Source organism: Amnibacterium endophyticum (assembly GCF_042680685.1).
GTDB lineage: Bacteria > Actinomycetota > Actinomycetes > Actinomycetales > Microbacteriaceae > Amnibacterium > Amnibacterium endophyticum.
In genome coordinates this window covers 1-12485 of sequence record NZ_JBHUEA010000038.1, presented here as the reverse complement: position 1 = coordinate 12485, position 12485 = coordinate 1, and the positions used below count along the sequence as shown (strand labels likewise).

Annotated in this window: 9 protein-coding genes and 1 pseudogene; 3 read left to right on the top strand and 7 right to left on the bottom strand. The window is 74.2% G+C overall.

Translation table 11 applies throughout. The features are described 5' to 3' along the window. Window positions 1–262, top strand: a pseudogene (locus tag ACFSBI_RS15795) (hypothetical protein); the annotation flags it as partial. Window positions 263–274: 12 nt separating this feature from the next. Here the strand turns inward: ACFSBI_RS15795 and ACFSBI_RS15790 are convergent. Continuing rightward, on the bottom strand, window positions 275–1366 hold the full coding sequence (locus ACFSBI_RS15790; RefSeq protein WP_377936621.1) for an alkaline phosphatase family protein: 1092 nt from the start codon (window positions 1364–1366) through the stop codon (window positions 275–277). A gap of 119 nt (window positions 1367–1485) precedes the next feature. Between ACFSBI_RS15790 and ACFSBI_RS15785 the strand changes: the two genes are divergently transcribed. Next, window positions 1486–3918 carry a DNA gyrase/topoisomerase IV subunit A gene (locus ACFSBI_RS15785; protein ID WP_377936619.1) on the top strand — a complete coding sequence of 811 codons (2433 nt, stop codon included), beginning with the start codon at window positions 1486–1488 and terminating at the stop codon, window positions 3916–3918. Between the two features lie 73 nt (window positions 3919–3991). Here ACFSBI_RS15785 and ACFSBI_RS15780 read toward each other — a convergent pair whose 3' ends face one another. Then, window positions 3992–6076 (bottom strand): DNA gyrase/topoisomerase IV subunit B, encoded by a 2085-nt coding sequence (locus ACFSBI_RS15780; protein WP_377936617.1) that lies wholly within the window; start codon window positions 6074–6076, stop codon window positions 3992–3994. 173 nt (window positions 6077–6249) lie between these two features. Between ACFSBI_RS15780 and ACFSBI_RS15775 the strand changes: the two genes are divergently transcribed. Continuing rightward, window positions 6250–6483: a DUF7455 domain-containing protein gene (locus ACFSBI_RS15775; RefSeq protein ID WP_377936615.1), complete on the top strand. Its 234-nt coding sequence runs from the start codon at window positions 6250–6252 to the stop codon at window positions 6481–6483. Between the two features lie 75 nt (window positions 6484–6558). Here the strand turns inward: ACFSBI_RS15775 and ACFSBI_RS15770 are convergent, their stop codons facing one another. From ACFSBI_RS15770 to ACFSBI_RS15750, 5 genes are all read right to left on the bottom strand, one after another. After that, window positions 6559–7257 carry a hypothetical protein gene (locus tag ACFSBI_RS15770; RefSeq protein WP_377936613.1) on the bottom strand — a complete coding sequence of 233 codons (699 nt, stop codon included), beginning with the start codon at window positions 7255–7257 and terminating at the stop codon, window positions 6559–6561. Beyond that, window positions 7254–8489 carry a MurT ligase domain-containing protein gene (locus ACFSBI_RS15765; RefSeq protein WP_377936611.1) on the bottom strand — a complete coding sequence of 412 codons (1236 nt, stop codon included), beginning with the start codon at window positions 8487–8489 and terminating at the stop codon, window positions 7254–7256. The genes ACFSBI_RS15770 and ACFSBI_RS15765 overlap by 4 nt, the downstream gene beginning before the upstream one ends. Further along, window positions 8486–9799: an RNA polymerase sigma factor gene (locus tag ACFSBI_RS15760; protein WP_377936610.1), complete on the bottom strand. Its 1314-nt coding sequence runs from the start codon at window positions 9797–9799 to the stop codon at window positions 8486–8488. The genes ACFSBI_RS15765 and ACFSBI_RS15760 overlap by 4 nt, the downstream gene beginning before the upstream one ends. Before the next feature lie 167 nt (window positions 9800–9966). Beyond that, a complete protein-coding gene (locus ACFSBI_RS15755; RefSeq protein WP_377936608.1) occupies window positions 9967–11307 on the bottom strand; it encodes an MFS transporter in 1341 nt (446 codons plus the stop codon). Beyond that, window positions 11304–12221, bottom strand: coding sequence for a proteasome assembly chaperone family protein (locus ACFSBI_RS15750; RefSeq protein WP_377936606.1), 918 nt, complete (start codon window positions 12219–12221; stop codon window positions 11304–11306). The genes ACFSBI_RS15755 and ACFSBI_RS15750 overlap by 4 nt, the downstream gene beginning before the upstream one ends. Window positions 12222–12485: the final 264 nt, after the last annotated feature.

Below are 12485 nucleotides of genomic sequence, written 5' to 3'. Positions count from 1 at the left end.
CTTCGGCCGAGCGTCGGAGGCGCCCCGCCCGGACACGAGCCGGTCCGGGGCGCCCGTGACCCCGCTGCGCAGCCGGCACGCCGAGCGCACGCCCGCCGAGGAGCGGCCCACGGAGCCCCTGCGGCGCCGGCGCGAGCGTCCTGCGACGCAGCCGACCGCACCGGTCCCGCCGGCGGACGGCGAGGACGGGGCTCGTGCGCGCCGGGGCCGCACGTCCATGCCCAGCTGGGACGAGATCGTCTTCGGGCGCGACGAGCGCTGACCGGCGGGCGCGTCAGCCGTCGAAGCGCGCGAGCGGCACGAACCGCTCCGCCGGGGTCCACGAGCCGTGCTGGCCGACCATCCCCCGGCCCGGGTCGTCCGCGGCGCGGTAGCAGGCCGTCCTCCCGCTCGCAGCCACGAGCAGGTCGCCGATCCTCGGCGCGACGACCGGGTCGACCGGGCCGAACCAGCCCGCCTCGACCGCCTCGGCACGGGTGAGCACCTGCGCCCGCGCGCCCAGCGCATCGCGCCACCGGTCGGCGTGGGCACCCGGATCGGCGTCGGGCTGGAGGTGGACGTGGAGGAGCCGGGGCTCCCCCGCGAGGTGACGGACGCCGTCGAGCAGCCCGGGGACGTCCTCGAGGACGACGTGGGCCTGCTCCGGCACGTCGAGGATGCCGTGGTCGGCGGTGACGAGCAGGGTGCGGCCGCGACGCAGACCGGCGAGCGCGGTCGACAGCGCCCCGTCGAGGGTCTCGAGCGCGTCCGTCCAGGCGCCGGACCGCCAGCCGTCGCGGTGGGCCGCCACGTCGAGCTCGGGGACGTAGCAGTACGCGATCCCGCCGTCCGCGGTGGCGTCGACCGCCGCGGTCAACCGGTCCTCCATCGTCCGCGCGCCCACGTAGCGCGCCCCGCGGAGCACCTGCCGGGTGAAGCCCGAGCCCGCGTAGTGGCGCGGACCGACCGCGAAGGCGGGCATGCCCTCCTCCGCGGCGCGCTCGAACACGGTGCCGCTGCGCTGCCAGTCGTCCGGCAGGTCCTGGTCGAACCCGCGCAGCTGGTTCACGACGCGGTCCCGCTCGGGGTCCAGGGCGGTGTAGCCGACCACGCCGTGCTCGCCGGGCGGGCGGCCGGTCGCCAGGGTGGTGAGCGCGGCCGCGGTCGTGGTGGGGACGCCGGTGTCGATGCGGGGGGCGCCCGAGAGCACGCGGGCGTGCCCGGCGCGGGCCGCGAGCGCCTCCGAGCCGAGGCCGTCGACGAGCAGCAGGACGACGCCGCGGCGCTGCGGCAGCCGCAGCGCGTTCGGCCGGCCGGCCACCGCGTCGAGCGCGGCGGGCAGCAGCCCGGCCAGGCCGGTCCGACCGGTCGGTACGATGGGCGCCACGAGCAGGCAGTGTGCCATTCCTCGCCTCGGCCGCTCCGCGCGCCGGCCGCAGACCGCCGGCTCACCGCGCCGCCGGTGCCCACCGGATCCTCGCGGCGCACTGGGGACGGAGCGACCGCATGAGCACGACCGGGCCGGACCTCGCGGGCGAGCGGATCGAGGACGTCGACGTCTCGTCCGAGATGCAGGGGTCGTTCCTCGAGTACGCCTACTCCGTCATCTACTCCCGCGCGCTGCCGGACGCCCGCGACGGGCTGAAGCCGGTGCAGCGCCGCATCCTGTACCAGATGGCCGACATGGGGCTGCGGCCCGACCGGGGCCACGTGAAGTGCGCCCGCGTCGTCGGCGACGTGATGGGCAAGCTGCACCCGCACGGCGACTCCGCCATCTACGACGCGCTGGTGCGGATGGCGCAGCCGTGGGCGATGCGCCTGCCGCTGCTCGACGGGCACGGCAACTTCGGCTCGCTCGACGACGGGCCCGCCGCCTACCGGTACACCGAGGTGCGCCTCGCGCAGCCCGCGATGGCGATGGTCGCCGACCTCGACGAGGACGTCGTCGACTTCGTGCCGAACTTCGACAACCAGCTCGACCAGCCGGAGGTGCTGCCGGCCAGCTTCCCGAACCTGCTGGTGAACGGCGCCTCCGGCATCGCGGTCGGGATGGCGACGAACATGGCGCCGCACAACCTCGCCGAGGTCGTCGCCGGCGTCCGGCACCTGATCGAGCACCCCGACGCGACGCTCGAGGACGTCATGCGCTTCGTGCCCGGGCCGGACCTGCCGTCCGGGGGCACGATCGTCGGGCTCGCCGGGGTGCGCGACGCGTACGCGACCGGCCGCGGGGCGTTCCGCACCCGCGCGAAGGTGCAGGTCGAGCCCGTCACCGCCCGCAAGTCCGGGCTCGTCGTCACCGAGCTGCCGTACCTCGTCGGCCCGGAGCGGGTGATCGAGAAGATTAAGGACGGCGTGCAGGCGAAGAAGCTCGCCGGCATCGCCGACGTCAACGACTACTCCGACCAGAACCAGGGCCTCCGCCTGGTCATCGAGATCAAGACCGGCTTCGACCCGATGGCGGTGCTCGAGCAGCTGTACCGCTACACCCCGCTCGAGGACTCCTTCAGCATCAACAACGTGGCCCTCGTCGACGGCGGCCCGCGCACGCTGGGCCTCCTCGACCTCATGCGGGTCTACATCCAGCACCGGCTCGACGTCGTCACCCGGCGCACCCGCTTCCGGCTCGCCCGGCGGGAGGAGCGGCTGCACCTCGTCGAGGGCCTGCTGATCGCGATCCTCGACATCGACCGGGTCATCGCGATCATCCGCGGCAGCGACGACACCGACGCCGCGCGCTCGGGCCTGATGGACGCGTTCTCGCTGAGCCAGGCGCAGGCCGACTACATCCTCGAGCTGCGGCTGCGCCGCCTGACCCGCTTCTCCACGATCGAGCTCGAGTCCGAGGCCGAGCGGCTGCGCGACGAGATCGCGCAGCTGCGCGCCCTGCTCGCCGATCCCGCGCTCCTGCGCGCGGCCGTGTCGGACGAGCTGGCGCAGGCCGCCGAGCTGTTCGGCACCCCCCGCCGGACCCTGCTGACCGAGGCGACGGCCGCGCCGCCCTCGCGCAGCGCGAAGGCGCCGGTGCTCGAGATCCAGGACGTGCCGTGCCGGGTGCTGCTCTCGAGCGCCGGGAACGCGGTCCGCGTCGACGTCGGGCCGGACGTCGCGGTCGAGCCGCAGCGGCGACGGGCGCGGCACGACGCGATCGTGTCGCAGGTCGACGGTACCAGCCGGGGCGAGCTCGGGGCGATCACCGACCGCGGACGCCTCGTGCGCTTCACCCCGGTCGACCTGCCCGTCGTGCCCCCCGCCGCCGCGCAGCCCGCGGCCGGCACGCCGATCGCCGCCTACCTCGGCCTCGACCCGAAGCAGGAGCGCGTGCTCGCGCTCGTCCGCCTCGACGGCGACCCGATCGCCATCGGCACCGCGGCCGGGGTCGTCAAGCGCGTCGCGCCGGGCCCGTGGCCGAACAAGCCGTCGTTCGACGTGATCGCGCTGAAGCCGGGCGACCGCGTCGTCGGCGCCGCGCACGCGCCGGAGGAGGCGAGCCTCGTGTTCGTGTCGTCGGAGGCGCAGCTGCTGCGCTTCCCGGCCGGTGCGGTGCGGCCGCAGGGCGCCGGGGCGGGCGGCATGGCGGGCATCGCGCTGCCGGCCGGCGCGACCGCGATCGCCTTCGCGGTCGCCGACGCCCTGACCGGCGTCGTCGCGACGGTGTCGGCGGTCGACGGCACCGTGGAGGCGCTCGGCACGGGGCGGGGCAAGCTGTCCTCGCTGCTCGACTTCCCCGCCAAGGGGCGCGCGACGGGCGGTGTCCGGGCGCAGACGCTCGCCCGCGGGGAGACCGGCCTGCGTCTCGCCTGGGTCGGCCCCTCCCCCGCGCTCGGCGCCTCGAAGGACGGGGTCGCGCGCGCGTTCCCGACGGACCTGTCCAAGCGGGACGCGCTCGGCACCCCGCTCGACGCGCAGGTCGACGCGTTCGGCACCGCCGCCCGCTGAACCGGGTCCGGGCCGTTCCGGACATCCGGGCCCGCCGCGGCGGGCCCGGATGTCCGGAACGGACCCGAGACGGTCAGGCGTCGATGCGGTCGCGGTCCGGGCTGTTCTGCGTGATGAAGTCCTTGCGCGGCGCGACGTCGTTGCCCATGAGCAGCTCGAAGGTCCGCTCCGCAGCCGCGGCGTCCGTGACGCGGACCCGGCGAAGGGTCCGGTGGCGGCGGTCCATCGTCGTCACCGACAGCTGGTCCGCGTCCATCTCGCCGAGCCCCTTGTAGCGCTGGATCGGCTCCTGCCAGCGCTTGCGGTCCTTCTTCAGCTGCGCGAGCACCGCGTGCAGCTCCGGCTCGCTGTACGTGTAGATCGGCTCGTTCTTCCGGCCGCCCGTGACGACGACGCGGTGGAGCGGCGGCACCGCCGCGAAGACGCGCCCCTCCTCGACCAGCGGGCGCATGTAGCGGAAGAAGAGGGTGAGCAGCAGGGTCCGGATGTGCGCCCCGTCGACGTCGGCGTCGCTCATCAGGATGATCTTCCCGTAGCGGGTCGTGTCGAGGTCGAAGGTGCGGCCCGAGCCGCCGCCGATCGCGGTGATGATCGCCGCGCACTCGGCGTTGCCGAGCATGTCGCTGATCGACGCCTTCTGGACGTTCAGGATCTTGCCGCGGATCGGCATCAGCGCCTGGTACTCGCTGTTGCGGGCGAGCTTCGCGGTGCCGAGGGCGGAGTCGCCCTCCACGATGAACAGCTCCGTGCCGGCGACGTCGTTCGAGCGGCAGTCCTTCAGCTTGACGGGCAGCGAGGAGGACTCGAGCGCGTTCTTGCGCCGCTGGGTCTCCTTGTGCGCGCGGGCGGAGATGCGGGTCTTCATCTCGCCGACGACCTTCTCGAGCAGCACCCCGGTCTGCGCCTTGTCCTCGCGCTTCGTGGACTCGAAGCGCTCGACGAGCGCCTTCGAGACCACCTGGCGGACGATGGCGCGGACCGCCGGGGTCCCGAGGACCTCCTTGGTCTGCCCCTCGAACTGCGGCTCGGGCAGCCGCACGGTGAGGACCGCCGTGAGGCCGGCCATCACGTCGTCCTTCTCGAGCTTCTCGTTCGCCCCGACCTTGAGCCGTCGCGCGGCGGCCTCCACCTGCCCCTTCAGGACCGCGAACAGCCCCGCCTCGAAGCCCTGCGCGTGCGTGCCGCCCTTCGGCGTCGTGATGATGTTCACGAAGCTGCGCGTCGTCGTCTCGTACCCGGTGCCCCAGCGCAGCGCGAGGTCGACCTCGCAGGTGCGCTGCACCTCGGTGGCCTCCATGTGGCCGTTGGCCTGCAGGACCGGCACCGTCTCGGTGAACAGCCCCTCGCCCGTGATGCGCCACGTGTCGGTGAGCGGTGCGTCGGCCGCGAGGAAGTCGACGAACTCGCCGATCCCGCCGTCGTAGCGGAAGGACTCGACGACCGGCTGCTCGCCGCGACGGTCCTCGATCACGATCTCGAGCCCCGGCACGAGGAAGGCGGTCTGACGCGCGCGGGCGGTGAGGTCCGCGAGCGAGAAGGCGGCGTCGCGGATGAAGATCTGCCGGTCGGCCCAGTAGCGCACGCGGGTGCCGGTGCGGCCCTTGGCGGCGCGGCCCGCGACCCGCAGCGTGCTGCCGGAGACGAAGGGCTCGAAGGCCGAGTCCGGGGACGGCCCGCCCGCCGCGTCGCTGAACACGCCCGGCTCGCCGCGGTGGAACGACATCGCCCAGGTCTTCCCGCCGCGGTCGACCTCGACGTCGAGGCGCTCGGACAGGGCGTTGACCACGGACGCGCCCACGCCGTGCAGGCCGCCGGACGCGGCGTAGGAGCCGCTGCCGAACTTGCCGCCCGCGTGCAGCTTGGTGAACACGACCTCCACACCGGTCAGCCCGGTCTTGGGCTCGACGTCCACCGGGATCCCGCGGGCCTCGTCGCGCACCTCGACGCTGGCGTCCGGGTGCAGCACGACCTCGATGCGCCGGCCGTGCCCGGCGAGCGCCTCGTCGACGGCGTTGTCGATGATCTCCCACAGGCAGTGCATCAGGCCCCGGGAATCGGTGGAGCCGATGTACATCCCGGGCCGCTTGCGCACCGCCTCGAGGCCCTCGAGGACGGAGAGGTGTCGTGCGGAGTAGGAGCCCGTGTCGTTGGATGCCATGTCCCGCTCACGGTAACCGCGGCGGACGACAGCCCCGGCGCGGCCCGCGGTGGCCCCCGGACTCGGGTCGCGCTTGCATACGCGCACAGCGAACGGGCACGGCACGCCGCGCTCGTTCGAAACATCCGCGTGCGAACATGGACTCCCGGCGAAGCCAAGAGGAGGTCACCAGCATGACCCGAGCAACCGACCACAGCGGGCTCGACTCCCTCGAGTCCCAGTTCTCCCTGACCGCGCTCGACCGCTGCGACAGCTGCGGAGCGCAGGCCTACATCCGCGTGCAGCTCGACAGCGGTGAGCTGCTGTTCTGCGCGCACCACGGCAAGAAGTACCAGGAGAAGCTCTCCGGCATCGCGCAGAGCTGGCACGACGAGTCCAGCCGACTGCTCAGCGAGTCGAAGGCCTGACTCCCGAGACCACGAAGAGGGCCCGTCCGCCTGCGCGGACGGGCCCTCTTCGTCTCCCGGTCGGCCCTGAGGCGGTCAGGCCCTGAGGAGCGCGCCGCGGAGCCGAGCGGCCGCGGCGTCCGCCGCCTGCGCCTCGTCGCCCGTCGGCACGACCGGCCGCCCGAGCGCCCGCGTCAGCAGGGCGTCCGCGAGGGCGGGGTTCTTCGCGAGCACCGGGCCGTGCAGCCGCGTGCCGACGACCGAGCCGTGGCGGACGCCGTCGGTCCCGTGCCCGTCGGCGACGCCGCGCACGACGGTGCCGAGCGGCTGCGCCCCCGGGTCGAGCCGGAACCCGCGCGCATGGTTCTCGTAGCCCACCAGCTCGCCCTCGGCCGCGCGGACGACGAGGTCGCCGGCGACCCGGGCGGCGAGCGCGCGCGACTCCCCCGGCAGCACGCCCAGGCCGTCGAGCCGCCCCGAGGCGAGCGCGACGGGGCCGCCGAGCGCCTCCATGCCCGTGCCGACCGCGAGCAGCGGGACGCCGTCGTCGAGCCAGCCGACGAGGTCGCCCCGGATCCGCTCGAGCGCCGCGACGAGCGCGGGCAGCGCCGGGTCGGTGGTCGAGCCGAGCACGACGGCGGCGGGTCGCTCGGTCGGGCGCTCGCCGACGGCGAGCCGCCGCACCTCGAGCGGCTCTCCCGCCCAGGCCGCCCGCCGCGCGAGGACGAGGGCGTTCTGCGCGTCGCCGTTGACGTCCGTCAGCTCGGGGAAGAGCGCGAGCACCGCGCCGCTCATCGCGCGAGCCCCAGGTGGCTGCGCGTCCGCCGCATCGAGTCGGCCGTGAACACGATCGTCTTCATCCCCCGTGCCGGGTCCGGCAGGGCGAGGAAGTGGTCGAGCGCCGCACCGAGGTCCGGTTCGATCCGCACGACCTGCACCCCCTGGTAGATCAGCTGCAGCGCGATCTCGTCGGCCTTCGACCCGCTGACGACGATGGCCCGGCCGATCCGCGACGCGTCGGCCGGCCAGAAGTAGGAGGGATCGCGCACGTCCGACCCCATCGCCACGAGCACCTGCTCGAGGCCCTCGTCCAGCTCGTCGACGTTCAGCTGGAAGCTCGCCGGGTTCTGCACCAGCACGAACTCGACCCGCTTGCCGCGGACGGTGACGACCTCGCCCCGGCCGAAGACCGGCGGCATCGCGGCGAGCGCGCCCTGCGCCACGTCACGACGGAAGGCGTCGCCGAGCAGCGCCTGCGCGGCGGCGAGGGCGCCGGCCGCGTCGACCGCGTAGTGCACGCCCTTGGCCGGCAGGGCGACGGTCGTGGCGGCGCCGTCGATGCGGACGTCGGCCTCGCGGCCCCGCACCGCCTCGACGAGCACGCCGTCGGACCGCTCGGCGGCCGTCTCGGCGTACCCGAGCCCCCGCGGCGCGGCGTCGAGCACCTCGGCGGTCACCCCGAAGCGCCGCACCGGCGCGGTCGGCGTGAGGCGCGCCAGCAGGCCGTCGTCCCCGTTCAAGACCACGGTGCCGGTCGCGGTCGCGGCGATCCGGCCGACCATGGCGAGCACCTTCTCGCTGTCGTGGAACCGGTCGATCTGGTCCGTCACCACGTTCGTGACGAGCACCAGCCGGGAGCGGAAGCGGTCGGACAGCGCCGCCCCGTGGCCCTCGTCCATCTCGAGCACCGCGAGGTCCGCGTCGATGCGCCCGGTGAGCGAGGCGCGCTCGAGCAGGGCGGAGGTCAGCCCCTGGCTGATGTTCGCCGTGGACGGGTTGGTGAAGACGCGCTTGCCGTGCGCCTCGAGCACCGCGACGAGCATCTTGGTCGTCGTCGACTTCCCCGCGGAGCCGGTCACGACCACGAGGCCCTCCGGGAACGACGACAGGGTCGCGCCGAGGAACCCCGGCGCGACCCTGTTGACGACGAGCCCCGGGACGGCCGAGCCGCCCCCGGCCTTCCGGAGCCGCGCGGCGACGCGCACGGCCCGGCCGAGGGCGACCGCCGGCAGGAACCTGAGGCTCACTCCAGGTAGTCGCGGAGCGACTGCGAGCGGGACGGGTGGCGCAGCTTCGCCATCGTCTTCGACTCGATCTGCCGGATGCGCTCGCGAGTGACCCCGAAGGTGTCCCCGATCTGGTCGAGCGTCTTCGGCATGCCGTCGCCGAGACCGAAGCGCATGCGGATGACCCCCGCCTCGCGCTCGGACAGGCTGTCGAGCAGGCTCTCCAGCTGCTTCTGCAGCATCGTGAACCCGACCGCGTCCGCCGGCACGACCGCCTCGGTGTCCTCGATCAGGTCGCCGAACTCGCTGTCGCCGTCCTCGCCGAGCGGGGTGTGCAGCGAGATGGGCTCGCGGCCGTACTTCTGGACCTCGACGACCTTCTCGGGCGTCATGTCCAGCTCGCGCGACAGCTCCTCGGGCGTGGGCTCGCGGCCCAGGTCCTGCAGCATCTGCCGCTGCACGCGGGCCAGCTTGTTGATGACCTCGACCATGTGCACCGGGATGCGGATGGTGCGGGCCTGGTCGGCCATCGCGCGGGTGATCGCCTGGCGGATCCACCACGTCGCGTACGTCGAGAACTTGAAGCCCTTGGTGTAGTCGAACTTCTCGACCGCGCGGATCAGGCCCAGGTTGCCCTCCTGGATCAGGTCCAGGAACTGCATGCCGCGACCCGTGTAGCGCTTGGCCAGGGACACCACGAGGCGCAGGTTCGCGCCCAGCAGGTGGCTCTTGGCCCGCTGCCCGTCGCGGGCGACCCACTTCAGCTCGCGGGTCAGCTCCTTCGACAGCGAGTCGCCCTCGGTCGAGAGCTTCTCCTCCGCGAAGAGGCCGGCCTCGATCCGCATCGCGAGCTCGACCTCCTCGGCCGCGTTCAGCAGCGCGACCTTGCCGATCTGCTTCAGGTAGTCCTTGACCGGATCCGCCGTCGCACCGGTGATCGTGGTCGAGTAGACCGGGACCTCGTCCTCGTCGGACATCGAGAGCACGAGCGCACCGGTCGGCAGCGGGCCGATCACGGGCTCGGCGATCTCCTCGGCGGAGTCGCCGTCGCCCGACGCCCCGTCCGACGACTCGGCGTCCGGGCCGGACTCGCCGTCGCCGGCCCCCGACTCCTCGTCCTCGGACTCGTCGTCCGACCCCTCGGGGCCCTCGGGCTCCTCGTCGTCCTCGGGCTCCTCGTCGGCCTGTGCCGCCTTGGTCGCCTTCTTCGCCGGCGCCTTCTTCGCGGCGGGCTTCTTCGCGGCCCGCTTGGCGGGCGCCTTCTTCTCGGCGGGAGCGGCGGTCTCCTGCTCCACGTCGTCGTCGGCGAGCGCGGTGGTCGATGCCGTCATCGAGTACCCCCTGCAGGTGTCGTGGTCGTGTGGGCGGCCGGTGGGCCGCACGGACTCGCGCGCCGAGGCCGGCCGTCGCGGTCCTCGGGTGGAACGCGTCCCGCGCGCCGTCCATTCCCACGGCCGGGCGGTCCGCAATAGCAGCGCGGCCTACAATTGTACACGGCTCACAGCCGCTTCCGAGGCGCTCGGCGGCGCGCCCGCACCCGTGCGTGCAGGGCCAGCCAGAGGGGGTCGATCACGACGCCGTCCTCCTCGCGCATCTGCGCGCGCGTGCTGCGGCGCGTGACGACGAAGGCGACGACCCCGAGGCCGACGACGAGGTACTGGACCGCGAGCGCGACGCGGAAGGCGCCGAGCGAGTAGAGCGGCGCCCCGGTGAGGGTGTGCTGCAGGTCGAGCAGGAAGCCGACGAGGAAGATCATCGTGAAGCTGGCGGAGAAGCCGCCCACGTTGACGAAACCGCTCGCGCCGCCGAGCCCGGTCCTCGGGTTGAAGGTGCGGGCGTAGTCGAAGCCGATCTGCGAGCCGGGACCGCCGATGCCGAGCGCGATCGACAGCAGCACCAGCAGGGCGACCGGCGGGGTGCCCGGGAACAGCAGCACGAGCGCCCAGGCGACCCCGAGCAGCGTGACGATGGCGAAGACGAGGTTCGAGCGGCGCAGCGGGTGCCGCGCCGTCAGGGACCCGAGCGCGGGCCCGACGAGGAAGCCGGCGAGCACCTGCACCGTCAGCAGGGCCGAGGCGGCGGGGCGCGACAGGCCGACGCCGGACACGAGGAAGGGGTAGCCCCAGAACAGCGCGAACATCACCCCGCTGGACTGCGTGACGAAGTGCGCCCAGAAGCCGAGCCGGGTGCCGCGGCGCCGCACGGCGGCCCGCAGGCCGACGAGCGCGGCCCTGAGGTCCGTGTGGCCGCTCCGCGCCCCCTCCGGCGCGTCGCTCAGCAGCACCAGCGCGGCCGCGAGCGCGACCACGGAGACGCCGGCGACGCCGAGGAACGCGCCCGTCCAGCCGCTGATGCCGAGCAGCGCCGCGAAGGGCACGGCCGAGAGCACCTGACCGAACTGCCCGAGGTTGCCGAGCCACTGGCTCAGCACGGGGACCCGGCCGGGCGGGAACCACGCGTTCACGAGCCGCAGCGCGGCGACGAAGGTCGTCGCGTCGCCCGCGCCGACGAGCATGCGGCCGAGGACGCCGACCGGCAGGACCGGCGCGAAGGCGACCACGACCTGCCCGGCCGCCATCAGCGCGGCTCCGACGACGATGACGGCCTTGGGGCCGAAGCGGTCCACGAGCACCCCGACCGGCACCTGCAGCAGCGCGTAGACCGCCAGCTGCACGACCCCGAGGGTCGCGAGGGCGGACGCGGACACCTCGAACCGCTGCGAGGCCGCGACCCCGGCGACGCCGAGGGTGCTGCGCTGCAGGACGGCGATCAGATAGGCGACGACCGCGCCCGCGAACACCATCCGCGCCCGCGCCGGGGTCGCGGCGAGCAGCGTCACGCGTCGTCGTCGTGGGTGCGGCGGATCGCGAGGAACTTCTCGAGCTCGGCCGCGAGCTCGTCCGCCGACGGGACCTCGCCCTCGTCGTCGGTGAGCGGGGAGCGCACCGGGTTGCCCGCCATGTAGGCGTCGTGGCGCTCCTCGAGGGTGCGCACCAGTGCGCCGAGCTCCTCGCTGCCGCCGACCTGCTCGTCCACGCGCGCCGTGAACTCGCGCGTCGCGTCGCGCAGCGCGTCGATCGGGAACAGCAGCCCGGTCGCCGCGGACAGCACCTCGAGCCCCTTCACGGCGGCCGCGGGCAGCTCGGTGTCGGCGAGGTAGTGGGGCACGAGCAGCACGAACTCGGCGACGTCCTGCTGCCGCTCCGCGAGCCGGAACTCGACGAGGTGCAGCACGTTGGACGGCACGCGGGTCGTCGGCCGCCACGCGCTCATCGAGTCGATCAGGTCCCGGCGGTTGCCGCCGACGGTCACCTGCAGCGGCCGCGTGTGCGGGACGGGCATGGGCACCGCCTGCACCCACGTCGTGGAGGCGACCTCCCAGCGCTCCAGCAGCCCGAGGAGCGCCTCGGTGAAGCCCTCCCACCGGAAGTCCGGCTCGTACCCGGTGAGCAGCAGGAAGGACCGGCCGAGCTCGTCCTTCGCGAGGCTCAGCCGCAGCCGGGCGGGGGTGAAGGACGTGAGGTGGTCCTCCTCGAACTCGATCACCGGGCGCCTCGCGCGGTAGTCGAGGAGCGCGTCGTTGTCGAAGACGGCGAGCGGCACCGGGTCGGCGGTGCGCTCGAAGTAGGCGGTGAGCTGAGCCACCGCGCCGCCCGCATCGGCGAACCCGGTGAGCCCGGCGATCAGCGGCAGCCCGGGCGGCACGTCCGCGGCCTCCGGCGTGAGCCGGTAGAGACCGTCTGGCTCGAGCATCGGTCGATCCTACCGAGGCGGCCGCGCGGCGGCGGCCGGAGCACGACGGGCGGACCCCCGACGGCCGGCCGGGACCGGACCGGGCACGGAGGGGCCCCCGCCGGGCTCCGAGGCGCGCGTCCCTAGGCTCGCCGCCATGTCGCACCCCGAGCTCGCCGTCCTCGCCGCCGCACCCGACGCCGTGGAGGCGGACGCGCTCGTCTTCGGCGTCGGCGCGGACGGCGACGACGACGGGCCCGTGCTGCTCGACGCCGCCGCGCTCGG